This window comes from Mesorhizobium sp. NZP2077, assembly GCF_013170805.1.
Lineage (GTDB): Bacteria > Pseudomonadota > Alphaproteobacteria > Rhizobiales > Rhizobiaceae > Mesorhizobium.
Window position 1 is genome coordinate 4,261,378 of the sequence record NZ_CP051293.1, and the last position, 23,184, is coordinate 4,284,561.

A 23,184-nucleotide genomic window follows, 5' to 3' on the forward strand; every position below is an offset into this window, starting at 1 on the left:
AACCCTGCATGTTCCCCCTAGGGCGCTTGCGCACCCATGTGCCCAGGGCATGGCTTAGCGGATTCCGGGTGGACGGTAAACAGCGTCAGCAGGCACGCGACAGAAGCCCGCTATTCCTCGAGATCCTTGCGAAACGGGGTATGCTCTTCCAGATAATCGCCCATCCGCTCCACCTCGCGCCGCTCGCGCTTGAGGTAATCGGCCACGGCATTGCGCAGGCCGGGGTGCGAAATGTAGTGGGCGGAATGCATGGTCACCGGTCGGTAGCCTCGCGCCAGCTTGTGCTCACCTTGCGCACCCGCCTCGACCACCTTCAGCTTGCGTTCGATGGCGAAGTCGATAGCCTGGTGGTAGCAGACCTCGAAATGCAGGAAGGGGTGATCCTCGATGCAGCCCCAGTTGCGGCCATAGAGCGCGTCGGAGCCGATGAAATTGATGGCGCCGGCCACGTAGTGCCCGTTGCGTTTGGCCATCACCAGCAGAATGTCATCCGCCATGCGTTCGCCGATCAGCGAGAAGAACTGCCGGTTCAGATACGGACGGCCCCATTTGCGGCTGCCGGTATCCATGTAGAAGGCGAAGAAATCATCCCAGGCCTTCTCGGTCAGGTCCTTGCCGGTCAGCCAGTCGATGGTGATGCCCGGGGCGAGCGCCTCGCGCCGTTCCTTCTTCATCGCCTTGCGCTTGCGCGAGGCAAGCGTGGCGAGAAAGTCGTCATAGGTCGAAAAGCCTTCGTTGAAGAAGTGGAATTGCTGGTCGGTGCGATGTAGGAAGCCCGCGGCCTCCAGCGTTGCGACGTCGCTTTCCTGCGCGAAGGTGACATGCGCCGAGGATACGCCGAGCTTGTCGGTCACCATCTTTAGGCCGGCGGCAAGCCCGGCCTTCACCGCATCCGTATCCTCGCCTTGGGTGACCAGGAGGCGAGGGCCGGTGACCGGCGTGAACGGCACAGCGCATTGCAGTTTCGGGTAATAGCGGCCGCCGGCGCGCTCGAAGGCGTCCGACCAGCCGTGATCGAACACATATTCGCCCTGGCTGTGCGATTTGAGATAGCAGGGAACAGCACCCAGAAGCCTGCCTTGCGCGGTCTCCAGCCGCAGGTGATGTCCCTGCCAGCCGGTGCGCCGCACGGCGCAGCCGGAATCTTCCAGTGCACTTAAAAAAGCAAATGAAACGAGCGGGTTGTAGCCATTTTCCGCATCGCCGCGCCTGGTGCCGGCAAAGCCGTTCCACTCGTCGCAGGTGAATGCGCCGATGCCCGCGGCGATGCGGATCGAATAGTCCGCATTTGCCGTTTGTCCGTCGCCATCATCGCCCTGATCCATCAGGCTTATTTAAGCTCCATCCGGGCCGCTACAAGTCACGTTTCAGACACCCCACTCAGGCGACTTTGACCAGATCGGGTTCGAACCCCTCGAATGTCATCTGATCGGCATATTTGAAGGTCAGGTCAATCGCGGGCTGGTCATGCACCGTCCAGGTGATGACAGGCATTTTGAGCTTTTCACGCACGAAGCTGACGAACGGGTTCGGCAGGTCGCCGGCGGCGTAGGAAGTGAAGGAGAGTTCGTGCGCCAGCATGGAAAAATGCGCTTCGATCAGCTTGAGGTCCTTGCCGTAGGCGGTCAAGCCAGCGGGAATGCCGGGCGCATGTTTCGGGAAATCGCGGATCAGCCAGTGATCGAACGACATGATCGCCGCCTTGCCCTTGTAGCGCTTGAGCATCTTGCCGACGCGCGCCACCAGGCCTTCGTCACGGCCGGGAAGCCCTTTCAGTTCGACGACCATGGGCACGCGGCCATCGACGAGGTCGAGCGCCTCCTGCAGGGTGGGCAAGCGGTCGGATGTACCGCCAACCTTGAGCGCGGTCAGTTCAGCCGCGCTGCGCTGCCAGACGAAGCCGTCCTGTCCGGTCAGCCTTTTCAGGTCGTCATCATGGATGATGATGGGAACGCCGTCCGACGACAGATGCACGTCGCATTCGATGGCGTAACCCCGCTCGGCCGCCGCAGTGAAGGCGGACAGCGTGTTTTCCCATCGCGTCTTGTTCATGTCGTGAAAGCCGCGATGGGCAACGGGCCGGGCAGTTAGCCAGGAGAGGTCGGTCATGTCAGGCCTTCGCTCATTCGACTTCGAAGATCGCTTCGATTTCCACTGCGGCATTAAGCGGCAGGGAGGCGGTGCCGACGGCGGAGCGGGCATGCTTGCCACGCTCGCCAAGGACAGCGACCAGGAAATCGGAGGCGCCGTTGGCAACCAGATGCTGTTCGACAAAGTCCGTAGCCGAGGCGACGAAGACGGTGATCTTCACCAGGCGGCGGATCTTCTCGAGATCGCCGAGTGCTGCCTTGGCCTGCGCCAGAATGTTGATCGCGCAGTATTTTGCCGCGTCCTTGCCGGTAGCGGTATCGACATCGCGGCCAAGCAGGCCGCTCGCCTGCAGCTTGCCGTCCTTGAGCGGCAATTGCCCGGCGGTGAACAGCAGATTGCCTGACCTGCAATAGGGCACGTAGTTGGCGGCGGGTGCGGCGGCCGCAGGAAGCGTCGCGCCGAGATCACTTAGCCGCTTTTCGATTGTTTCACTCATTGCTTTTCCCTATTGCTGGAAGGCGCCGCGCTGGCGGGGCCGAAATTGCTATTTTTGCCTCGCTTCCGCCACGACTTTTTTTATGCTGGACCATCTTTCCCTGCGGCCTGCCATCAGCCGCGACGATCGGAGTACCTCATGCGCGCAGCGCGCCTTGCATTCCACGCCGTCCTGTTGTCGGCGGTTTTGCCGATAGTCCCCGCTTTCGCCGTGCCGGCGCTGCAGGCCCATCGCGCCGTGTATGACCTCACCCTCAACAAGGCCTCCGACCGCTCCGGCATAACAGGCATATCCGGTCGCATGGTCTACGAATTCAACGGCTCGGCCTGCGAAGGCTATACGGTGAAATTCCGTTTCGTGACCCAGATCGTCACCAACGACAATACGCGACTGACCGACCAGCAGACGACGACTTTCGAAGATGCCGAAGGCAAGACCTTTTCCTTCGTGACCAAATCCTTCGTCGACCAGAACCTCGACAAGGAGGTCAAGGGCATCGCCACGAAAGACACGAAAGGGCTCAAGGTCAATATCGACAAGCCCGAGAAGAACAGCCTGGAACTCGCCGCCACCCAGTTTCCGACCCAGCATCTGGTCGAGTTGATCGGCAAGGCCGAGAGAGGCGAGAATTTCTACCAGACGAACCTGTTCGACGGCTCGGAAGACGCCAACAAGGTGATGACGACCACCGTCGTCGTCGGCAAGAAGACCGAAGCCGACAAGGCCGATCCGGAGGCTCCGGCGCTGGCCAAGCTCGCCACCGACAAATACTGGCCGGTCGACATCGCCTATTTCGACGACAGCGCCCAGAACGGCGAAGAGGTGCCGGAGTACCGGATCAGCTTCAAGCTGCACGAGAACGGCATCACCCGCGATCTCACCATGGACTATGGCGACTTCTCGATGACTGGCAAACTGGTCAACCTGTCGCTGTTCGACCAGACAAAGCCCTGCCCGGTATCGAAATAGCAGCGTTGCGCAATTGAGCTGACCGCGGCGGGCTTGATGGCAGTCTATGTCGACGCGGCGATCTGGAAGTGGGCCGGCCATCGCTGGTGCCACCTGATGGCCGACGACACCGACGAGTTGCATCGTTTCGCCGCCGCGCTCGGCGTCAAGCGTTCATCATACCAGGGTCCTCCCAAGACATCCGCTCCGCATTATGACATAACCGGCTTCGAGCGCGACCGCGCGGTGCGGCTCGGCGCCATCGAATGCAGCCGCGAGGAGATCGTCGCGATCTTCCGGCGCGTGCGGGTGCCCAACGGAAAGGCCAAGCGATGACCCCAACGGCATTTCTGGCCTATTGCGCCGCCGTCACGCTCGCGTCCGCCACGCCGGGGCCCGCGATGTTCGCGGTCATCACCAATGGCGTGTCGCGCGGGTTCGTTCGTGCCTTCATGGCCGGCGTCGGGGTTGCCGCCGGCGATGCCGTGCTGGTCACTCTGGCGTTGCTCGGGCTGGTGGCACTGGCCCAGACCTTCGAATGGATATTTCTCCTGCTGAAATATGCCGGTGCTGCCTATCTGATTTTTCTGGGCATCAGGATGTGGCGGACCTCGGCTACGCAATCGAACGAGCCGCGGACGGCCGATGCGAGATTGTCCCGGTCCTTCTTTCTTGGCGCGTCCATCGCACTGGGAAACCCCAAGGCGATCCTGTTCCATGCCTCGATCATGCCTCTGATCCTCAACCTCGATACGCTGACGTTTGTCGATGGCCTGTTGGTGGTGGCCACCGTCATCAGCGTTAATATCGTCACAATGGGTGTCTATGCAGCACTTGCGGGCCGGGCTTCGGGCTGGTTCAGGACGCCGAAGCGCATGCGGCTGATGAACCGGTTTGCCGGCAGCGCCATGATCGGCACCGGATCGCTGATTGCCGCACGCTGAGCGGTAAAGCGCCGCGGTGCTTGCGTTTCTCGCACTTCCCCTCTATATGCCCCCTCATTCCACACACGGACTTTGGTGTCTGCCCGGGAGAAATCCGGCTGAAACCTCCGGTGGCGTTAGAGGACTTCGTCCGAAAATGCCTGTGTCCGTGGAGGCTAACCGGAAAGGAAAATAAAGAATGGCTCTGCCTGATTTCAGCATGCGCCAGCTTTTGGAAGCTGGCATTCACTTCGGCCACCAGACCCACCGCTGGAACCCGAAGATGGCGCCCTACATCTATGGCGCCCGCAACAACATCCACATCATCGACCTCTCGCAGACGGTGCCTTTGCTGCACCAGGCGCTGAAGCAGGTTTCCGATACCGTCGCCAAGGGCGGCCGCGTGCTGTTCGTCGGCACCAAGCGCCAGGCGTCAGACATCGTCGCCGATGCGGCGCAGCGTTCGGCTCAGTACTACGTCAATTCGCGTTGGCTCGGCGGCATGCTGACCAACTGGAAGACGATCTCGAACTCGATCCAGCGCCTGCGCAAGCTCGACGAGATGCTGGCCGGCGAGGCCCAGGGCCTCACCAAGAAGGAACGCCTGAACCTCGACCGCGAGCGCGAGAAGCTCGACAAGGCGCTCGGCGGCATCAAGGACATGGGCTCGACGCCCGACCTGATGTTCGTGATCGACACCAACAAGGAAGCGATCGCCATCCTCGAGGCCAAGCGTCTCGGCATTCCGGTCGTCGCCATCATCGATTCGAACTGCGACCCGGACAAGATCGATTTCCCGATCCCTGGCAATGACGACGCGGCCCGCGCCATCCAGCTCTATTGCGACCTGATCGCCAAGGCTGCGATCGACGGCATCGCCCGTCAGCAGGGCGCGCTCGGCGTCGACATCGGCGCTTCGGTTGAAGCTCCGGTCGAACCGGCGCTCGATCCGGCTCCGGCATCGGAAGCCCCCGAGGCTTGATAATCGAAGGCCGGTTTGCGGCCTTCATCTTTCTCATATTTTGGCACGCTAAACAGACGCACCATCGAACACCGATGGTGCGTCGGTGCATTCTAGACAAAGAGGCGACAATGAGCATTTCGGCTGCACAGGTCAAAGAACTCCGCGACTTGACCGGCGCGGGCATGATGGACTGCAAGGCGGCGTTGACCGAGACCAACGGCAACATGGAAGAAGCCGTCGACTGGCTGCGCAAGAAGGGTATTTCGAAGGCCGACAAGAAGGCCGGCCGCACCGCGGCTGAAGGCCTGATCGGTGTCGACAATGGCGTGCGCGAGGCTGCCGTCGTCGAGGTCAATTCCGAGACCGATTTCGTTGCCCGCAATGCCGCGTTCCAGGAAATCGTCGCCAACGTCGCCAAGGTCGCGCTCGCCTATGGCAGCACGGAGGCTGTCGCTGCTGCAAAGTATCCGGGTTCGGACAAGTCGGTCACCGACACCATCAAGGACGCGGTCGGCACGATTGGCGAGAATCTGGGCTTCCGCCGCTCCGCCAAGCTGACCGTTCCGCACGGCGCTGTCGCGACCTATGTCCACAACGCGGTCGCAGACGGCCTTGGCAAGCTCGGCGTGCTGGTCGCGATCGAGACCACGGGCAACGAGCATGCCGCCAACGCCTTTGGCCGCCAGGTCGCCATGCATGTCGCCGCCACCAACCCCCTGGCTCTGACCGCCGAGCAGATCGATCCAGCAGCCGTTGAGCGCGAGAAGGCGATCTTCTCCGACCAGGCACGCCAGTCGGGCAAGCCGGAAGCGATCATCGAGAAGATGGTCGAGGGCCGTCTGCGCAAGTTCTACGAGGAAGTCGTGCTCTTGAAGCAGGCCTTCGTGCTCAATCCCGACATCACCGTCGAGAAGGCGCTGAAGGATGCCGAGAAGGAGATCGGCGCACCGGCCAAGATCACCGCCTATTTGCGCTTCGCGCTCGGCGAAGGCATCGAGAAGGAAGAGACCGATTTCGCGGCGGAAGTCGCGGCGGCGGTCAAGAAGTAAGCTTCCTACCGCTTTATTCCGACAGCGTTTTTCGGCCGGATGTCCGCAGGGATGCCCGGCCGATTTCTTGTGCGGTGTCGATAAAGGCCCGCAGTTTCGGCGCCATCGCCGCCCGGCGTGGAAAGTAGAGGAACAGGCCAGGTTCCTCGATGGCCGATTGCGGCAGAACCTGCACAAGGCGGCCGGCTGCAAGATCCGCCCGCGCCAGCGGCTCAAACATGTAGGCAAGGCCGACGCCTGCAAGCGCCAGGTCGATCGCGGCCAGTGAATCCGTGACGATGACCGTGCCCTTCGCCTCCACAACGACATCCTTGCCGTCTTCGGTCAGATCCCAACGATAGAGCGCACCCGAGCGAACCAGCCGGTAGCCGATGCAATTGTGGTCGGCGAGATCGGCGACGCTGCGCGGATGGCCATGCCGCCCGATATAGGCGGGAGAGGCGACGATGACCGCCTTGAACGGCGGCGTCAGCCGGACCGTGACCATGTCTTGTGCAATCATCTCGCCCAGCCGGATGCCGGCATCGAAACCCTCGCCGACAATGTCGATCAGCCCCTGGTCCGTCAGCAATTCAATTGTAACATCCGGATAGCGTTCCGCCATTGCCGCGACCATGGGCGTCACGGCCAGGGGAATGGCGAGGTTGGGAACATTGAGCCTGAGTAGGCCAGAGGGCTGGCCCTTGATGGCGCGGATGCGGTCCTGGCGGGCAGCTATTTCGCGGATCGGGTTACCGCCGATTTCAGCAGCCTGTCCGGACAACCTGCGGGCAACATTGCCTCCGACGATCTGATCGGCGCCTGGGCCGGCAACCTCAAGGGCAGCAAGACGAGCCTGCACCTGCGCACAAATCACCAGGTCGTTCTGGAGGCGGACAGGGCGACTGTCCGGTCGAACGGCTATGCCTGGAACCGGATGGAGGGCAATGGCGATCCGCTCTGGGAAGTCTGGGGCACCTATGAGCATCACCTGACGCGCTCCTCCGCCGGCTGGAAGGTCGACGGCTTTGTGTTCCGCAAGACGCATGAGCGCGGCAACCGTTGGGTCAAGGCAACCCCTGGCCAGTGACGCTCTGGGCCGGTGACGCCGCGGCATTCACCATCAAGCATTGGAAGCGATCATGGCCATGACCTATTACACTCTCGGCAACAGCGGCCTCAGGGTCAGCCGGCTGGCGCTGGGCACGATGACTTTCGGCAAGGAATGGGGCTGGGGAGCCGACAGGGATACAGCCCGCGCGATGTTCGACGCCTATGTCGAGGCAGGCGGCAATTTCTTCGACACGGCGGACCTATACACCGGCGGCACGGCCGAAGCCTGGCTTGGCGAATTCATCGCCGAGCGGGGCTTACGTGACAGCGCGGTGATCGCCAGCAAGTTCTCCATGAACATGCATCCCGGCAATCCGAATGCCGGCGGCAATGGCCGCAAGAACATCATGCGGGCGGTCGATGCTTCGCTGAAGCGGTTGGGTACCGACTATATCGATCTCTATCTCATGCATGTGTGGGACCAGCTTACGCCGGCCGAAGAGGTCATGCGCACGCTGGATGACCTGGTGCGGATGGGCAAGGTGCGCCATGTCGGCCTGTCCGATGTGCCGGCCTGGTATGCGGGGCGGGCACAGGCGATCGCCGAACTGCGCGGATATGAGCCGGTTTCGGCCTTGCAGCTCGAATACTCCCTGGCCGAACGCGCGATCGAGAACGAGTTCGTGCCATTCGGCACGCGCCACGGCGCCGGCATCATGGTCTGGAGCCCGCTGGCCAGCGGTCTGCTCAGCGGCAAGTATCGACCGGCCCAGGCCGGACATGCGGGCCGGCTCGACGGATTCCGCAATTCGACGCATCCGGGCTTCCAGAAGTTCACGGAGCGCAACTGGGCCATCGTGGCCGAACTCGAGAAAGTCGCATCCGAACTTGGCCGCAGCATGCCGCAGGTCGCGCTCAACTGGGTGGCGACGCAGCCGGGGATTGCCACCGTCATCCTCGGTGCGACGGCGCTCAGCCAGATTAAGGACAATCTTGGCGCGCTGGACTTCGAGATCCCGGCAGGGCTTCGCGACCGGCTTGAGGAGGTCAGCGGAACCCCTGCGCCGTTCCCCTATTCCTATTTCGGGCAACAGATACAGGCGCGTGTCACGGGCGGTGCTGCAACCGGCGACAAGCCCTCAGGCTATCCATTGCCGGTGCTTGTCGAGGGCGTAGCGGCCAGCGTGTCCACGAACTGATCGATCGGGCAGGATTGCCGTCAATTGCCGGTTGGGCGCCGCGTGACATCGCGGCGCCCTTCGTGTATCGGAACTCGGCATCGTGCCAATGTTCGGGCGCGGCGCCTGCGCGAGGGCGGCCGGCCCAGGCGCGACCACATGCAAAATGACGAGGACCAGATGACGGTGAAGCCCCTCTACCGACGTGTCTTGTTGAAAGCGTCGGGCGAAGCGTTGATGGGCGAACAGCATTTTGGCATCGACGTCTCGGTCGTGGATCGCATCGCCGCCGACATCGCCGAGGCCCGTGCGCTGGGCATCGAGGTCGGCGTCGTTATCGGTGGCGGCAATATCTTCCGCGGCGTGGCAGTCGCCTCCAAGGGCGGAGACCGCGTCACCGGCGACCACATGGGCATGCTTGCCACGGTCATCAACTCGCTGGCGCTGCGCACCTCTCTGAACAAGATCGGCGTCGACGCCGTCGTACTGTCCGCGATCGCCATGCCTGAGCTGTGCGAAAGCTTTTCGCAGCGCCAGGCAGACGCTTACATGAACCAGGGCAAGGTGGTGATCTTTGCCGGCGGCACCGGCAATCCGTTCTTCACCACTGATTCGGCCGCAGCGCTTCGCGCGGCTGAAATCGGCGCGGATGCGCTGTTCAAGGGCACGCAGGTCGATGGCGTCTACTCGGCCGACCCGAAGAAGGACCCGAACGCGACCCGTTTCGAGCGCATCAGCCATGGTGAAGTCATAAAACGCGGCCTTTCCATCATGGATACGGCTGCGATTGCACTTGCGCGCGAAAACAACATTCCGATAATCGTCTATTCGATCCACGAACAGGGTGGTTTCGGCGATATTCTGAGGGGCGGCGGCCGCTGCACGGTCGTCGCGGACGATTGATCCGGGGTCTGATCCCGAAAAGACGGGAAACCGGCTTTCGAAAATCAGGCTCGAAGATGGGGCTTGCCCCAAAGCAGTGAACCCGCGTCAGACGGGTCGAGGAGACTAAGATGAGTGGTGAGTACGACGATCTCAAGCGGCGCATGGATGGGGCAATCGCCGCGTTCAAGCATGATCTGGCTTCGCTGCGGACCGGTCGCGCCTCCAGCAATCTGCTCGATGCGATCCAGGTGCAGGCCTATGGCACCTCCATGCCGATCAACCAGGTGGCCAACGTCTCGGTGCCGGAACCGCGGATGATCTCGGTGTCGGTCTGGGACAAGTCGATGGTTGGGGCCGTCGACCGCGCCATCCGCGAATCCAATCTGGGTTTCAACCCGATCGTCGACGGCACCAATCTCCGGATCCCACTGCCTGAACTCAACGAGCAACGCCGCAAGGAACTGGTCAAGATCTCGCATGGCTACGCCGAGAACGCTCGTGTCGCCGCGCGCCATGTGCGCCGCGACGGCATGGACTTCCTGAAGAAGGCGGAGAAGGATGGCGACATCAGCGAGGACGATCAACGCAAGCGTTCCGACCAGGTCCAGAAGCTTACCGACGAAACGATCAGCACCATCGATCATCTGCTTTCCGACAAGGAAGCTGAGATCATGCAGGTTTAGGGTTGGCCGCCGGCTGACCCGAAAGCGAGATCATGACAACGCCCGCGCATGTCGCGATCATCATGGATGGAAATGGACGCTGGGCCAAAGCGCGCGGCATGCCGAGGCTTGCCGGTCATCGCGCCGGCGTCGAGGCCCTGCGCAAGACGGTGCGCGCGGCACCGGATCTCGGCATCTCCTTCCTGACCGTCTACGCTTTCTCGTCGGAAAACTGGTCGCGGCCGAAGTCCGAAGTCAGCGATCTGATGGGGCTGTTGAAGCTGTTCATCCGCCGTGACCTCGCCGAACTGCACCAGAGCGGCGTGCGGGTCAGGATCATCGGCGACAGGGCAGGGCTGCAGGCTGACATCCGCGGGCTGCTCGACGAGGCCGAATCGCTCACCGCCCGCAACGAAGCGCTGACGCTGGTCATCGCCTTCAACTATGGCGGGCGCGACGAGATCGTTCGCACGGCGCGCAAACTTGCCGCGGCCGTGGCGCGCGGCGAAATCGACCCCGAATCGATATCAGCGGAAAGCTTTGCCGGCAGTCTCGACACGCAAGGCATTCCCGATCCGGAGCTGGTCATACGCACCAGCGGCGAGCTTCGCCTGTCCAACTTCCTCTTGTGGCAGGCTGCCTATAGCGAGCTGGTCTTCCTGCCTTGCTATTGGCCGGACTTCAACCGCGAGCACCTCGCCGAAGCCCTGCGCGAATTTGCCGGCCGCGAGCGCCGCTTTGGCGCGTTGGGCCCGCAAGACGTCGCTTCGCGACCGGCCGCGGGATGAGCAACCTTCAGCTCCGCGTCATTTCAGCGGTCGTGCTTGCTGTCATCGCCCTTGGCCTGACCTGGCTTGGCGGCCTGCCTTTCAGGCTGCTGTGCGCAGCCATGTCGGCGATGATCTTCTATGAGTGGACACGCATGTCGCGGCCGGCTGCTGCCAATGGGCTGGGCTTCCTGCCCGAGGCGCTGGTCGTCGTTTTCATTGGCGCCTTGATTGCCGGGCTTCCTGCCTTCTGGCTGCTGTTGCTTGTCTTGATTCTGATTGCCGCAACGGCGATAGCTGCCCGGGTTCGCAAGACCGGACAGTGGGAGGCGAGCGGTCTTGCCTACGCCAGCGTTTCCGGCCTGTCGCTTGCCCTGCTGCGCGATGGCGACCATTCGGGCCTCATCGCCATCCTGTTCCTGTTCGCGGTCGTCTGGGCGACCGACATTTTTGCCTATTTCGTCGGGCGAGCCGTCGGCGGCCCCAAACTGGCGCCATCGATTTCGCCGGGCAAGACGCGCAGTGGCGCGCTCGGCGGCGCTGTCGGTGGCGTTGTCGCCGGGGTTATGCTGGCGGCCGCTGCCGGCGCCGGCAATCTGGCCTTGCTTGGCCTTGTGGCGTTTGTGCTTTCAATCGTCGCCCAGGCCGGCGACCTGTTCGAATCCTGGGTCAAACGGCGGCATGGCCGCAAGGATTCGGGCGTGCTCATTCCCGGCCATGGCGGCGTCATGGACCGCGTCGATGGGCTTGTCGCGGCGGCGCTCGCCCTATACGTCATTGGCTGGATTTCGGCGGGCGCCGATCATCCGGCACAGGGGCTGTTTCCGATTTGAATGATGTCGTTCCACCATCTGATGTGGGCACGCCTTGGATTCGCCTGGATTGATGTCACAGTCACGGCGCGGCAGCGGAAGAATTTGAGGGCATGAGTTGAACGGGATTCTTCACGCGATTTTCAGCACGGACGGCTTGCTTCTCGGCACACTCGTGCCGTTCCTCTTCGTGCTGACCGTGGTGGTGTTCGTACACGAAATGGGCCACTACCTCGTCGGCCGCTGGTGCGGCATCGGTGTCAAGGCCTTCTCGATCGGTTTCGGTCCCGAACTCATCGGCTTCAACGACAGCCATGGCACGCGTTGGAAGCTCTGCGCCATACCGCTTGGCGGCTATGTCAAGTTTGTCGGCGATATGAATGCCACCTCAAGCCAGCCCACGTCGGATGAGCTGGAAACGCTGACCGACGATGAGCGCAAGGTTGCCTTCCATACCCAGGCGATCTGGAAGCGCGCGGCGACGGTGGCGGCAGGGCCTCTGTTCAATTTCCTGCTAGCGATCGTCGTCTTTGCCGTCCTGTTTTCCACCTATGGTCGTTATGTCGCTGAGCCCATGGTGGCGGAAGTTACGGCAGACAGTCCGGCGGCAAAGGCGGGCATCCTGCCCGGCGACCGATTCGTCAGCGTCGACGGCGCCAAGGTGGAAACCTTTGGCGATGTACAGCGGCTGGTCTCGGGCCGCGCCGGCGATACGATCACCTTTGTCATGCTGCGCGATGGCAAGGAAGTCACGGTGACCGCGACCCCGCGACTGATGGAGCAGCAAGACGCGCTCGGCAACAAGGTCAAGGTCGCCGTGATCGGCGTCGTCAACAACAAGGAACTCGGCCAGCCTCGTCTCGTCACCTACACACCGGTCGGGGCCGTTGCTGCGGCGGTTGAGGAAACAGGCCACGTCATCTCGCGCACCGGCCAGTTCTTGCAGCGTTTCGCCGTCGGGCGCGAGGACAAGTGCCAGTTGGGCGGCCCCGTTAAGATCGCCGACATGGCCGGCAAGGCGGCCAAACTGGGTTTCGAATGGCTGGTGCAGCTCGTCGCGCTGCTGTCCGTGGGCATCGGCTTTCTAAACCTTTTGCCGATTCCCCCCCTCGACGGCGGTCATCTGTTGTTCTACGGGGTGGAGGCCGTCATACGCCGGCCGGTGTCGGAACGGATGATGGAAATGGCCTATCGGGCCGGTCTGCTTCTGGTCTTGTGCTTCATGGGATTCGTGTTCTGGAACGATCTGTTTGGGTGCTGAAATCATGAAGAAATTTGGCCTGGGCATGGTTGATGTTGAGACGCCGTTTACCATGCACGGGGATATGAGTGACGCGAAAGCCACGCACCAGGGTTAAGTAAATACAAATTAACCAGAAGCCTTGCGTGTAGGGAAAATCCGGTTAATACGGTAGGGGAAATTACCGCACGTCCGGTTTTCTCGCCGTGGGGACTACGAGAAAAGGTTATTAAGCCCGATGAAGGCAGCATCCAAGTTTCTGAACGCCGCGTCCGCGGCGGCACTGTCCGCGGCTTTGGTCGTACCAGGTGCGTTCGCAGTGCAATTCGTTGCCACATCGGCGGCTGAAGCCGCTGTCGTCAGCAGGGTGGAGGTGAGCGGCAACCAGCGTGTCGACGCCGAAACCATCCGCAACTACATCACCATCAAGCCGGGCAAGGCCTTCTCCAGTTCCGACATCGACGCGGCCGTCAAGGCGTTGTTCGGCACCGGCCTGTTCTCGGACGTCCAGATCAACCAGGTCGGCTCGACGCTGGTGGTCAAGGTTGCCGAATACAAGGTCGTCAACCAGGTGCTGTTCCAGGGCAACAAGAAGCTCAAGGACGATGCGCTTCAGGCGGCCGTTCAGCTGAAGCCGCGCGGCACGTTCTCCCAGGCAACGCTCGATTCCGACGTCGAGGCGGTCAAGGCCGCCTACAGGCGCATCGGCCGAGACGATGCTGGCGTGACCGCGCAGATCATGGACCTCGGCGACAACCGCGTGAATGTGGTTTTCAAGATTACCGAAGGCGACCGCACGCAGATCGCGGCAATCAATTTTGTCGGTAACAGCGCCTATTCGAGCCGCCGCCTGTCGGATGTGATCAACACCAAGCGCTCGTCCTGGGTTTCGTTCATCCTGCGCGATGACGTTTATGACGAGGACAAGCTGCGCGCCGACCAGGAGCTGCTGCGCCGCTTCTACTACAATCACGGCTACGCCGATTTCCAGGTGGTGTCCGCCGTCGGCGAGCTCGACAATGCGACGAACAAATATACGGTCACCATCACTGTTCAGGAAGGCGAGCGTTACAATTTCGGCGATATCAGCGTCGAGAGCACGATCCCGGAAGTTGACTCCAAGTCGCTGGAATCTGTGGTCGAGACCCAAAAGGGCGACGTCTACAACGCAAAGAAGGTCGAAGACTCCATCATCGCGCTGACCGAGAAGGTGGCCGGTTCCGGTTACGCCTTCGCTCAGGTGACGCCGCGCGGCGACCGCAACTTCGAGAACCATACGATTTCGGTGGTCTATACGGTCGACCAGGGCACCAAGGCCTATATCGAGCGCATCGAGATCCGCGGGAATGACCGTACGCGCGACTATGTTATCCGCCGCGAATTCGATGTCAGCGAAGGCGATGCATTCAACCAAGTGCTCATCCAGCGCGCGAAGAAGCGCTTGGAAGACCTGAATTATTTTGAGAAAGTCGACATCTCGACGGTCCCCGGTTCGCAGCCAGACCAAGTCGTTCTGGTGGTCGACGTGGTCGAGAAGTCGACAGGTGAATTCTCGATCGGTGCCGGCTATTCGACCGGTGGCGACACGTCGGGTCCGTCCGTCGAAGGTTCGATCACCGAGCGCAATTTCCTCGGCCGTGGCCAGTACATCAAGCTGTCGGCGGGTGGCGGCAAGAATTCGCGCGACTACGCTATCTCTTTCACCGAGCCGTATTTCCTCGGTCGGCGCATCGCGGCCGGCTTCGACATCTACAAGTCGACGAGGCAGTACGACAGCAACTACGACAGCGATACCACGGGTGCGACGGTGCGCTTCGGCCTGCCGATCACCAACAGCATCACGACTCAGCTGGCGTACAATATATCGCAAGAGAAGTATTCGGTTGATAGCAGTTGCGGTACGACCACTCCGGCTAACCCCGACGGTACCTGCACGATTTCGACCGCCATCTTGGATGGCATCGCTCAAAGTCCTTGGATCAAATCTTCGGTCAGCCTGGGGCTTACCTACAATACTATCGACGACATGAAGAACCCTCACGAGGGCATCTATGCCAACACTACGGTCGAAGTGGCCGGTCTCGGTGGCGATGCAAAGTTCGTGAAGATCACGGGGCGCGGAAGTGTTTACCAGACGCTTTCCGAGCAGCTTGACCTTGTCGGCCTCATCTCGGGCGGCGCCGGTCATGTCGAGGGTTACGGCAGCGACGGTCTGCGTATCTTCGATCAGTTCCAGAGCAGCGATCGCATGATCCGTGGCTTTGCCTATGGCGGCATTGGCCCTGCGGACGCTACGACAGGTGACCATCTCGGTGGCACGACCTACTTCAACGCTTCGGCGGAAGGTCAGTTCCCGTTGCCGGTCGTTCCGGAGAGCTTTGGGTTGCGAGGCGCAGTGTTTGCCGATGCCGCAACGCTTTATGGCAGCAATGTCACTTCAGTCAGTCAGACCTCGACGGACTTGAAGCTGCGTGCATCGGTTGGTGTCGGCCTGATGTGGGCTTCGCCGTTCGGCCCGATCCGCATCGATTACGCGATCCCGGTCAGGAAGGAAGCGACCGACAAAGTGCAGGAATTCAACTTCGGCATTTCGACCCGCTTCTGATCGGCGGCCAACGATGCTCCCGGATTTATTGGGTCCGGGAGAAAATGTTCCGACTTAGCTGGATATAGCTTCTGGAATGACCGATCCGGTGTTCTTCGCGCCATCACGCCGGTATACGGCGGCCGAAGTCGCGAATCTGACCGGCTCGGTGCTTGTCGATTCCGGCCAATCCGACGTTTCGATCTCGGCGCTGGCACCGGCCAGCGAAGGCGGTGCCGATGCACTCGTCTTCGTCGACGGCAGGCGTAATTCGGCGCTGATGCCGTCATTGCGGGCGGCCGCGGTCCTGTGCACGGCAGAATTCGCCAACAAGGCACCGGCTGACATCGCCGTTTTGATCCATCCGCGTCCGCAACAGGCGTTCGCGCTGGTCGGTCGACTGTTGTTTCCCACAGCCGCCACGCCGGGATCAATGACTGGTGAAACCGGTGTATCGCCGCATGCCCATGTCGATCCGACCGCGCATATCGAAGCCGGCGCCATCATCGAGGCGGGCGTGGTCATCGGGCCAGGCGCCTCGATCGGTAGCGGCACAGTCATTGCGCCCAACGCGGTCATTGGACAGTCCTGCCAGATCGGCCGTGACGGCTATGTCGGCCCTGGCGCGAGTATCCAGTATGCGCTGATCGGCAATAGGGTCATCATCCATGGTGGCGCCAGGATCGGCCAGGACGGCTTCGGCTTTGTGGGCGGCGCCAAGGGGCCGGAACGCGTTCCCCAGATCGGTCGGGTTGTCATCCAGGACGATGTCGAGATCGGCTCGAATTCCACGGTCGATCGCGGCGCCATGTCCGATACCATCATCGGTCAGGGCACCAAGATCGACAATCTCGTGCAGATCGCCCATAACGTCCGCATCGGTCGCAATTGCATAGTAGCCGGGCTTTCGGGTATTTCCGGTTCCGTGGTCGTGGGCGACAATGTCACCATGGGCGGCGGTGTCGGGCTTGCCGATCACTTGACCATCGGCTCAGGAGCCAAGCTTGCCGCCAGAAGTGGGTTTATGAGCAATGTTCCCGCCGGCGAGATCTGGGGCGGTTATCCGGCACAGCCGATGGCGGAAGCTATGCGAGAGATAGCCATGTTGCGCACGATGGCCAGGGCACGCAAGCAGGGCAAGGACAATGGCTGATATGGTGGCGGCGGCGACGCTGGAAGCGGTTGACATAATGGGGCTGATGAAGCTTCTGCCGCACCGTTATCCCTTCCTGATGATCGATCGCATCGTCGACATCGATGGTGACAATTCCGCGGTCGGCATCAAGAACGTCACCATCAATGAACCGCATTTTCAGGGACATTTCCCAGAACAGCCGGTGATGCCGGGCGTGCTGATCGTCGAGGCCATGGCGCAGACGGCAGGCGCCATTTGCATCCGCAGCCTTGGGGCGTCGAAACCGTCTCTGGTCTATTTCCTGACCATTGACAACGCCAAATTCCGCAAACCGGTCGTTCCCGGCGACCAGTTGAAGATCCATGTCAAGAAAATCAAGAAGCGCGGCAACCTGCTCAAATTCGCCTGCGAAGCCCTGGTCGATGGCACCAAGGCGGCCGAGGCCGAGATTTCAGCCATGATGGTCACCGGCGACTGACGATCGAGTGCTTATGAAAATCAAGACTTTAATCCATCCTTCCTCCATCTTGGAAGAGGGCGCTCAAGTCGGCCAGGGCGTGCGCATAGGGCCGTTCTGCCATATCAGCGCCGATGCCGTGGTCAGCGATGGTGTCGAACTGGTCAGCCATGTCTCCGTCTTGGGCGCGACCACCATAGGAGCCTCGACCAAGGTCTATCCGATGGCGACACTGGGCGCGCCGCCGCAGAACACCAAGCATAAGGGCGGTCGCACCACGCTGGTCATCGGCGCCAACTGCACCATCCGCGAAGGCGTCACCATGCATGTCGGCACCGACACCAGCCGTGGCGAGACGACGGTGGGTGATAACGGCAATTTCCTGGCCTATGCCCACATCGCCCATGATTGCGTTGTCGGCAAGAATGCCACCTTCGCCAATGGCGCGACGCTGGGCGGGCACTGCGAGATCGGCGACAATGTCTATATCGGCGGCCTCAGCGCCGTGCATCAATTCGTGCGTGTCGGCGACAACGCCTTTCTCGGCGGGTGCTCGGCTTTTGTTGGTGATGTCATTCCCTACGCCATCGCCGTCGGCAACCGCGCCAGCTTGCGCGGCTTGAACATCATCGGCCTCAAGCGCGCCGGTCTGCCGCGTTCCGAAATCTATCTCTTGCGCAAAGCTTACAGGACGATTTTCGACCGTTCCCGCACCGTTGGCGAGAACATCGAATTCGCCAAGGCCGAGTTCGCCTCTTCGCCGACCGCCATGAAGATCATCGATTTCATCAGCAGTCGCGGCAAGCGACACTATGCAGTGCCATCGCTCAAGGGCGGCGATGGCGATGATACCGATGATGAAGACTGAGACAGCTTCTGCTGGTCTTGATCTCCCGCCTGATGCCAGGGTCGGCATCATCGCCGGCGGCGGCAGTCTTCCGGTCGAAGTCGCGGCCGGCTCGGCCGGGCAGGGTTATGCGCCCTTCATCATCCTCATGGAAGGCGAAGCCGACCGTCTGCCGGAATTGTGCCTGTATGAGCATGAGACCCTTGCCTTGGAGGCAATCGGCTCGCTTGTTCCCCTCCTCAAACGCCACCGGGTTACCCATCTGGTGCTCGCCGGCGAAATCAAGCGCCGGCCAAGGCTGACGCGTCTTCGCCCCTGTTTGAGCCTGCTCGCGGTCATACCGGTTGTCGTCATGGCACTCGCACGCGGCGATGACGGCCTGCTCAAGGTCGTAGCGCGAGCCTTGGAGGCGCGTGGAATAAAGGTCGTAGGGGCCCACGAAATCGTTCCGACCCTTGCTGCTGCCGAAGGCGTGTTGACGAAAGCAGCGCCTAGGGATTCGGATCGGCGCGACATCGAAGCCGGACTCGCTGCGGCGAAGGCCATCGGGGCGCTGGATATCGGCCAGGCAGCTATAGCGGTGGGCGGCCGCGTCATCGCGCTGGAAGGCATCGAGGGGACTGCAGGATTGCTCGACCGCGCAAAACTGTTGCGAGGCCACGGCCGTATCGCAGGCAAGACCCGCGGCGTGCTGGTCAAATGCGCCAAGCCCGGTCAGGAACTGCGCGCGGACCTTCCGTCCATAGGACCGCAGACGGTGGAATCGGCGCATGCGGCCGGGCTCGCCGGCATTGCCGTCGAAGCGGGACGCTCGCTGATCCTTGAAGGTCCAACAACCCTGGCGCGCGCCAATGAGCTTGGTCTGTTCATCGTCGGCCTGGCCGCGGCGGAGCCTGCGTATGGCTGACAAAGCGCTGAAAATCGCGATCGTTGCCGGTGAAGAATCAGGCGATCTGCTTGGCGCCGACATCGTGCGTTCACTCCGCCAGGCAACCGGCCGCGAGGTGCGGCTCGTCGGCCTCGGCGGCCGGCATCTTGGGGAATTGGGCCTGGTGTCGCCCTTTGATGCCGGCGAGATCGCGCTGATGGGTTTCAGCGCCGTCCTGCGCGATCTGCCGCGCCTTTTCAGGCGGATCGGCCAGCTGGCCAAAACCATCGCTGAGGAAAAGCCGGATTGCCTGGTCACCATCGACAGCCCGGACTTCTCCTTGCGCGTCGCCAAGAAGGTGCGTGCGGCCAATCCGTCGATACCGATCATCCACTATGTCTGCCCCAGCGTCTGGGCCTGGCGGCCGGGCAGGGCGCTGGCGATGAAGCCCTATGTCGACCATCTCCTTTGCATCCTGCCGTTCGAGGTGAAGGAACTCGAGCGGCTGGGCGGCCCGCCCGGCACCTATGTCGGGCATCGCCTGACGCATGATGCGGGTGTGCTTGCTGCCGGGAAGGCGCAGGATCTGCCGCGCGATCTTGCCCAGGACCGCATCAAGACATTGCTTGTCCTGCCCGGCTCGCGGCGCAGCGAGGTGCGGCGGCTCGTCGATACGTTCGGAGAGACCGTGTCGATGCTGCGCGCGCGCGGGCATCGTCTGCGGCTGTTGCTGCCGACGGTTCCGCATGTCGCCGACCTCGTCAAATCCTCGGTCAACCGTTGGGATGAAAAACCCGAGATTATCGTTGATCCCCAACGCAAATGGCAGGCTTTCGGCAAGGCCGATGCCGCGCTGATCGCGTCGGGAACCGTGTCGCTGGAACTGGCGTTGGCCGGCGTGCCGATGGTCTCGTGCTACAGGCTCGATCCCATCGCACGTGCCGTTGCGCCATATTTCGTTTCCGTCTGGTCGGCGCTGCTGCCCAACCTGATCTCGGATCGCGCTTTGATCCCGGAGTTCTACAACGAGTACGTCAAGCCGAACAATCTGGCGCGCCAGTTGGAAGCGCTGTTCGCCGACACCGGCATGCGCGCCTGGCAGAAAGACGGGTTTGCCGAGATCGCGCGGCGCATGGCGACGGACAAACCGTCGGGCGAGATCGCGGCGGGCATTGTGCTTCGACATATAAAAAAGGCGCCCTGAAAGGCGCCTTTTTTAGGTCATGACAGCTTTGATCAGCGCTTGGCGATCGGCACGTAGTCACGCTCGGGAGCACCGGTGTAGAGCTGGCGCGGGCGGCCGATCTTCTGGCGCGGATCCTCGATCATCTCCTTCCACTGCGCGATCCAGCCGACGGTGCGGGCGACCGCGAACAGCACGGTGAACATGGTGGTGGGGAAGCCCAACGCCTTCAGCGTGATGCCGGAGTAGAAGTCGACATTCGGATAGAGCTTCTTCTCGATGAAATAGGGATCGGTCAGCGCGATCTTTTCCAGCTCCATCGCGATGTCGAGCAACGGATCGTCCTTGATGCCGAGCTCGCCCAGCACCTCGTGCGCCGTCTTCTGCATGATTTTCGCACGCGGATCGTAGTTCTTATAGACGCGGTGGCCAAAGCCCATCAGCCGGAACGGATCGTTCTTATCCTTGGCGCGGGCGATGAACTCCGGGATGTGATCGACATGGCCGATCTCGCCCAGCATGTTGAGCGCGGCTTCATTGGCGCCGCCATGGGCCGGGCCCCACAGGCAAGCGATGCCGGCGGCGATGCAGGCGAACGGGTTGGCGCCCGAGGAGCCGGCGAGACGAACCGTTGAGGTCGAGGCGTTCTGCTCGTGATCGGCATGCAGGATGAAGATGCGCTCCATGGCGCGCGCCAGCACCGGGTTGATCTTGTACTCCTCGCACGGCACGGCAAAGCACATATGCAGGAAGTTTGCCGCGAAACCGAGATCGTTCTTGGGGTAAATGAAGGGCTGGCCGATGTGGTACTTGTAGGCCATGGCCGCGATCGTCGGCATCTTGGCGATCAGCCGCATGGAAGCAACCATGCGCTGGTAAGGATCGGAAATGTCGGTGGAGTCGTGATAGAAGGCCGATAGCGCGCCGACCACGCCGCACATCACCGCCATCGGGTGCGCATCGCGGCGGAAGCCGGTGAAGAACCGCGACATCTGCTCGTGCACCATTGTGTGGCGCGTCACGCGATAGTCGAAGTCGTCCTTCTGCGCCTTGGTCGGCAGTTCGCCATAGAGCAGGAGATAGCAGACTTCCAGGAAGTCGCCATGTTCGGCCAGCTGGTCGATCGGATAGCCGCGGTGGAGAAGAATACCGGCATCGCCGTCGATGAAGGTGATTTCGGACTCGCAGCTTGCGGTCGAGGTGAAGCCGGGATCGTAGGTGAAGGCGCCGGTCGTGCTGTAGAGCGAGGCGATGTCGATGACGTCGGGTCCAACGGAGCCGCTTCGCACCTTGAATTCATGGGTCTTGCCGGCGAATTCAAGCGTTGCGATAGCCTCTTGGTTCGCGCCGCCCACATCCAGTTTCTTCGCAGCTTCGGTCATTGCAAACTCCTTCTTGTTTCCTCATGCCGGCAAAGGCAAATTCTGCAGAGCGACACGTCGAAATCACCGCAATGCGCGCATTCGCCACCGCATTTTAGGAGGTGCGTGCCAGATTGGGCCAGAGCCTAATGTTGCACTGCGAAACGCGCCTTTCAATGCCAATCTTCTTGGGCCAGTTTGCTCCTAATCGATTTGATCCGCTATGCGCGCCAGGCTTTCCTCGCGCCCAAGCACGGCAAGCACGTCGAATACGCCCGGCGAGGTGCTTTTGCCGGTCAGCGCGGCCCGCAACGGCTGGGCCACTGCGCCAAGCTTGTGGCCTCCCGCCAGCGCATAGTCGCGGATCGCGGCTTCTGCCGCGGCAGCCGTCCAGCCATTTGCAAGCGCGTTCAAAGCTTGGTGAGCGCCACGCAGGATCTTGCGGGCATCGTCATTGAGCAGGAGTGCCGCCTTGTCGTCGATCGGGAGAGGGCGCGTGGCAAACAGGAAAGCGGCGCCGTCGACAAGCTCGACCAGCGTCTTGGCGCGCTCCTTCAGGCCCGGAAGGGCTGCCAGCAACTGCGCCTTGCTCCTGTCGTCGAGGCGCGCGGCGATCGCCGGGCCACCCTTGAGGTAGGGCAAGGTGGCGATGAAGATGTCGAACAGTTCGGCATCGGCCATGCGGCGCATATGCGCGCCGTTGATCGCCTCCAGCTTGGCGAAGTCGAAGCGGGCCGCGCCCTTGTTGACGTCGCCGATGTCGAACCAGGAGATCATGTCCTTGATCGACATTATCTCGTCATCGCCATGGCTCCAGCCGAGGCGCGCCAGATAGTTGAGCAATGCCTCCGGCAGGTAGCCCATGGCGCGATAGGCCTCGACGCCGAGCGCGCCATGGCGCTTCGACAGCTTGGCACCGTCGGCGCCATGGATCAGCGGGATGTGCGACATCGACGGCACATCCCAGCCCATGGCGTTGTAGATCACGGTCTGGCGGGCGGCGTTGGTCAGGTGGTCGTCGCCGCGGATGATGTGGGTGACACCCATGTCGTGGTCGTCGACGACGACGGCATGCATGTAGGTCGGGTTGCCGTCCGAACGCAGGATGATGAAATCGTCGAGATCCTTGTTGGGGAAGCGTACCTCGCCCTGGACGCGATCGTGCACGACCGTTTCGCCTTCGGTGGGCGCCTTGACGCGGATGGCGCCCTTGACGCCGGGCGGTGCCTCGGATGGATCGCGATCGCGCCACTGGCCGTTGTAACGCGGCGGCAGACCCTTGGCTCGGGCCGCCTCGCGTATGGCCTCCAACTCGGCAGGCGTCTCGTAGCTGTAGTAGGCCTTGCCCAGGCGCACGAGTTCCTCGGCGACCTCGCGGTGGCGCGGGGCGCGCTCGAACTGCGATATGGCCTCCCCGTCCCAGGTGAGCCCAAGCCAGGTCAGCCCGTCCAGAATGGCCTGGGTAGCCGCCTCGTTGAAGCGTTCGCGGTCGGTATCCTCGATGCGCAGCACCATCGTGCCGCCGGTGTGCTTGGCGTACAGCCAGTTGAACAGCGCCGTGCGCGCGCCGCCGATGTGCAGATAGCCGGTGGGCGAGGGAGCAAAACGGGTGACGACCTTGTCGGACATGGAACTCTCGGAAACCATCTGAAGCGGGGTGCGGCTGCGCGGACTTTCGCGCGTTGCGCGTTCATGTAGCATA

23 protein-coding genes and 1 pseudogene are annotated in these 23,184 nt (G+C 62.0%); 18 read left to right on the top strand and 6 right to left on the bottom strand.

The window, feature by feature from the left end:
• Positions 1 to 110: 110 nt before the first annotated feature.
• Genes HGP13_RS21145 through HGP13_RS21155 form a run of 3 tightly spaced genes read right to left on the bottom strand, consistent with a single transcriptional unit; the run spans position 111 to position 2,587 of the window.
• Positions 111 to 1,325 (bottom strand): GNAT family N-acetyltransferase, encoded by a 1,215-nt coding sequence (locus tag HGP13_RS21145; RefSeq protein WP_172228777.1) that lies wholly within the window; start codon positions 1,323 to 1,325, stop codon positions 111 to 113.
• Positions 1,326 to 1,380: 55 nt separating this feature from the next.
• Positions 1,381 to 2,109, bottom strand: a complete 729-nt coding sequence (locus HGP13_RS21150; protein ID WP_172228778.1) for a glycerophosphodiester phosphodiesterase — start codon at positions 2,107 to 2,109, stop codon at positions 1,381 to 1,383.
• 13 nt (positions 2,110 to 2,122) lie between these two features.
• Positions 2,123 to 2,587: a RidA family protein gene (locus tag HGP13_RS21155; RefSeq protein WP_172228779.1), complete on the bottom strand. Its 465-nt coding sequence runs from the start codon at positions 2,585 to 2,587 to the stop codon at positions 2,123 to 2,125.
• 138 nt (positions 2,588 to 2,725) lie between these two features.
• On the opposite strand from HGP13_RS21155, the gene HGP13_RS21160 reads away from it, so the two are divergent.
• From HGP13_RS21160 to tsf, 5 genes are all read left to right on the top strand, one after another.
• On the top strand, positions 2,726 to 3,556 hold the full coding sequence (locus HGP13_RS21160; RefSeq protein ID WP_172228780.1) for a cell envelope integrity EipB family protein: 831 nt from the start codon (positions 2,726 to 2,728) through the stop codon (positions 3,554 to 3,556).
• A 36-nt stretch (positions 3,557 to 3,592) separates the two neighbouring features.
• Positions 3,593 to 3,871, top strand: a complete 279-nt coding sequence (locus HGP13_RS21165; RefSeq protein ID WP_027044556.1) for a DUF4031 domain-containing protein — start codon at positions 3,593 to 3,595, stop codon at positions 3,869 to 3,871.
• Complete coding sequence (locus HGP13_RS21170; RefSeq protein ID WP_172228781.1) at positions 3,868 to 4,479, top strand: LysE family translocator; 612 nt, start codon at positions 3,868 to 3,870, stop codon at positions 4,477 to 4,479. Before HGP13_RS21165 ends, HGP13_RS21170 begins: the two co-directional genes overlap by 4 nt.
• A gap of 178 nt (positions 4,480 to 4,657) precedes the next feature.
• Entirely contained in the window at positions 4,658 to 5,440 is a 783-nt protein-coding gene (gene rpsB, locus HGP13_RS21175; RefSeq protein ID WP_023777441.1) for a 30S ribosomal protein S2, read from the top strand.
• A 110-nt stretch (positions 5,441 to 5,550) separates the two neighbouring features.
• A complete protein-coding gene (tsf, locus tag HGP13_RS21180; RefSeq protein ID WP_172228782.1) occupies positions 5,551 to 6,471 on the top strand; it encodes a translation elongation factor Ts in 921 nt (306 codons plus the stop codon).
• Positions 6,472 to 6,484: 13 nt separating this feature from the next.
• Here tsf and HGP13_RS21185 read toward each other — a convergent pair whose 3' ends face one another.
• Entirely contained in the window at positions 6,485 to 7,324 is an 840-nt protein-coding gene (locus tag HGP13_RS21185; RefSeq protein ID WP_246707460.1) for a LysR substrate-binding domain-containing protein, read from the bottom strand.
• Between HGP13_RS21185 and HGP13_RS21190 the strand changes: the two are divergent.
• The 13 genes and pseudogenes from HGP13_RS21190 to lpxB all read left to right on the top strand — a co-directional run.
• Positions 7,205 to 7,540: pseudogene (locus tag HGP13_RS21190) on the top strand (nuclear transport factor 2 family protein); the annotation flags it as partial. The gene HGP13_RS21185 and the pseudogene HGP13_RS21190 overlap by 120 nt on opposite strands.
• 52 nt (positions 7,541 to 7,592) lie before the next feature.
• Complete coding sequence (locus tag HGP13_RS21195; protein ID WP_172228783.1) at positions 7,593 to 8,702, top strand: aldo/keto reductase; 1,110 nt, start codon at positions 7,593 to 7,595, stop codon at positions 8,700 to 8,702.
• 159 nt (positions 8,703 to 8,861) lie between these two features.
• Positions 8,862 to 9,584, top strand: a complete 723-nt coding sequence (pyrH, locus tag HGP13_RS21200) for a UMP kinase (RefSeq protein ID WP_172234798.1) — start codon at positions 8,862 to 8,864, stop codon at positions 9,582 to 9,584.
• Positions 9,585 to 9,694: 110 nt separating this feature from the next.
• Positions 9,695 to 10,249, top strand: a complete 555-nt coding sequence (frr, locus tag HGP13_RS21205) for a ribosome recycling factor (protein ID WP_111546531.1) — start codon at positions 9,695 to 9,697, stop codon at positions 10,247 to 10,249.
• Positions 10,250 to 10,281: 32 nt separating this feature from the next.
• Positions 10,282 to 11,016: an isoprenyl transferase gene (locus HGP13_RS21210; RefSeq protein ID WP_172228784.1), complete on the top strand. Its 735-nt coding sequence runs from the start codon at positions 10,282 to 10,284 to the stop codon at positions 11,014 to 11,016.
• Entirely contained in the window at positions 11,013 to 11,828 is an 816-nt protein-coding gene (locus HGP13_RS21215; protein WP_172228786.1) for a phosphatidate cytidylyltransferase, read from the top strand. The genes HGP13_RS21210 and HGP13_RS21215 overlap by 4 nt, the downstream gene beginning before the upstream one ends.
• 97 nt (positions 11,829 to 11,925) lie before the next feature.
• Positions 11,926 to 13,068: an RIP metalloprotease RseP gene (gene rseP, locus HGP13_RS21220; protein WP_172228787.1), complete on the top strand. Its 1,143-nt coding sequence runs from the start codon at positions 11,926 to 11,928 to the stop codon at positions 13,066 to 13,068.
• A gap of 217 nt (positions 13,069 to 13,285) precedes the next feature.
• Positions 13,286 to 15,652, top strand: coding sequence for an outer membrane protein assembly factor BamA (gene bamA / locus HGP13_RS21225; protein WP_172228788.1), 2,367 nt, complete (start codon positions 13,286 to 13,288; stop codon positions 15,650 to 15,652).
• 76 nt (positions 15,653 to 15,728) lie between these two features.
• Positions 15,729 to 16,784 carry a UDP-3-O-(3-hydroxymyristoyl)glucosamine N-acyltransferase gene (lpxD, locus tag HGP13_RS21230; protein WP_172228789.1) on the top strand — a complete coding sequence of 352 codons (1,056 nt, stop codon included), beginning with the start codon at positions 15,729 to 15,731 and terminating at the stop codon, positions 16,782 to 16,784.
• The gene (gene fabZ, locus HGP13_RS21235; protein ID WP_027051879.1) at positions 16,777 to 17,244 is read left to right on the top strand and encodes a 3-hydroxyacyl-ACP dehydratase FabZ; all 468 of its coding nucleotides are present in this window, start codon (positions 16,777 to 16,779) and stop codon (positions 17,242 to 17,244) included. Before lpxD ends, fabZ begins: the two co-directional genes overlap by 8 nt.
• A 13-nt stretch (positions 17,245 to 17,257) precedes the next feature.
• Positions 17,258 to 18,091, top strand: coding sequence for an acyl-ACP--UDP-N-acetylglucosamine O-acyltransferase (gene lpxA, locus HGP13_RS21240; RefSeq protein ID WP_172228790.1), 834 nt, complete (start codon positions 17,258 to 17,260; stop codon positions 18,089 to 18,091).
• On the top strand, positions 18,078 to 18,977 hold the full coding sequence (locus HGP13_RS21245) for an LpxI family protein (RefSeq protein WP_246707080.1): 900 nt from the start codon (positions 18,078 to 18,080) through the stop codon (positions 18,975 to 18,977). Before lpxA ends, HGP13_RS21245 begins: the two co-directional genes overlap by 14 nt.
• The gene (gene lpxB / locus HGP13_RS21250) at positions 18,970 to 20,142 is read left to right on the top strand and encodes a lipid-A-disaccharide synthase (protein WP_172228792.1); all 1,173 of its coding nucleotides are present in this window, start codon (positions 18,970 to 18,972) and stop codon (positions 20,140 to 20,142) included. Before HGP13_RS21245 ends, lpxB begins: the two co-directional genes overlap by 8 nt.
• Before the next feature lie 32 nt (positions 20,143 to 20,174).
• Here the strand turns inward: lpxB and gltA are convergent, their stop codons facing one another.
• Both gltA and gltX read right to left on the bottom strand, forming a co-directional pair.
• Positions 20,175 to 21,503, bottom strand: a complete 1,329-nt coding sequence (gene gltA, locus HGP13_RS21255; protein ID WP_095200166.1) for a citrate synthase — start codon at positions 21,501 to 21,503, stop codon at positions 20,175 to 20,177.
• 183 nt (positions 21,504 to 21,686) lie between these two features.
• Positions 21,687 to 23,111, bottom strand: coding sequence for a glutamate--tRNA ligase (gene gltX, locus HGP13_RS21260; protein WP_172228793.1), 1,425 nt, complete (start codon positions 23,109 to 23,111; stop codon positions 21,687 to 21,689).
• Positions 23,112 to 23,184: the final 73 nt, after the last annotated feature.

Bases quoted from the DNA above. Each gene is read 5' to 3' on its own strand.
- HGP13_RS21155 (WP_172228779.1), bottom strand. From the start codon at position 2,587: ATGAGTGAAACAATCGAAAAGCGGCTAAGTGATCTCGGCGCGACGCTT.
- HGP13_RS21245 (WP_246707080.1), top strand. From the start codon at position 18,078: ATGATGAAGACTGAGACAGCTTCTGCTGGTCTTGATCTCCCGCCTGAT.
- gltX (WP_172228793.1), bottom strand. From the start codon at position 23,111: ATGTCCGACAAGGTCGTCACCCGTTTTGCTCCCTCGCCCACCGGCTAT.
- HGP13_RS21145 (WP_172228777.1), bottom strand. From the start codon at position 1,325: ATGGATCAGGGCGATGATGGCGACGGACAAACGGCAAATGCGGACTAT.
- HGP13_RS21170 (WP_172228781.1), top strand. From the start codon at position 3,868: ATGACCCCAACGGCATTTCTGGCCTATTGCGCCGCCGTCACGCTCGCG.
- HGP13_RS21195 (WP_172228783.1), top strand. From the start codon at position 7,593: ATGGCCATGACCTATTACACTCTCGGCAACAGCGGCCTCAGGGTCAGC.
- gltA (WP_095200166.1), bottom strand. From the start codon at position 21,503: ATGACCGAAGCTGCGAAGAAACTGGATGTGGGCGGCGCGAACCAAGAG.
- frr (WP_111546531.1), top strand. From the start codon at position 9,695: ATGAGTGGTGAGTACGACGATCTCAAGCGGCGCATGGATGGGGCAATC.
- fabZ (WP_027051879.1), top strand. From the start codon at position 16,777: ATGGCTGATATGGTGGCGGCGGCGACGCTGGAAGCGGTTGACATAATG.
- HGP13_RS21150 (WP_172228778.1), bottom strand. From the start codon at position 2,109: ATGACCGACCTCTCCTGGCTAACTGCCCGGCCCGTTGCCCATCGCGGC.
- lpxD (WP_172228789.1), top strand. From the start codon at position 15,729: ATGACCGATCCGGTGTTCTTCGCGCCATCACGCCGGTATACGGCGGCC.
- lpxB (WP_172228792.1), top strand. From the start codon at position 18,970: ATGGCTGACAAAGCGCTGAAAATCGCGATCGTTGCCGGTGAAGAATCA.
- tsf (WP_172228782.1), top strand. From the start codon at position 5,551: ATGAGCATTTCGGCTGCACAGGTCAAAGAACTCCGCGACTTGACCGGC.
- HGP13_RS21160 (WP_172228780.1), top strand. From the start codon at position 2,726: ATGCGCGCAGCGCGCCTTGCATTCCACGCCGTCCTGTTGTCGGCGGTT.
- HGP13_RS21165 (WP_027044556.1), top strand. From the start codon at position 3,593: ATGGCAGTCTATGTCGACGCGGCGATCTGGAAGTGGGCCGGCCATCGC.
- lpxA (WP_172228790.1), top strand. From the start codon at position 17,258: ATGAAAATCAAGACTTTAATCCATCCTTCCTCCATCTTGGAAGAGGGC.
- HGP13_RS21210 (WP_172228784.1), top strand. From the start codon at position 10,282: ATGACAACGCCCGCGCATGTCGCGATCATCATGGATGGAAATGGACGC.
- HGP13_RS21215 (WP_172228786.1), top strand. From the start codon at position 11,013: ATGAGCAACCTTCAGCTCCGCGTCATTTCAGCGGTCGTGCTTGCTGTC.
- pyrH (WP_172234798.1), top strand. From the start codon at position 8,862: ATGACGGTGAAGCCCCTCTACCGACGTGTCTTGTTGAAAGCGTCGGGC.
- bamA (WP_172228788.1), top strand. From the start codon at position 13,286: ATGAAGGCAGCATCCAAGTTTCTGAACGCCGCGTCCGCGGCGGCACTG.
- rpsB (WP_023777441.1), top strand. From the start codon at position 4,658: ATGGCTCTGCCTGATTTCAGCATGCGCCAGCTTTTGGAAGCTGGCATT.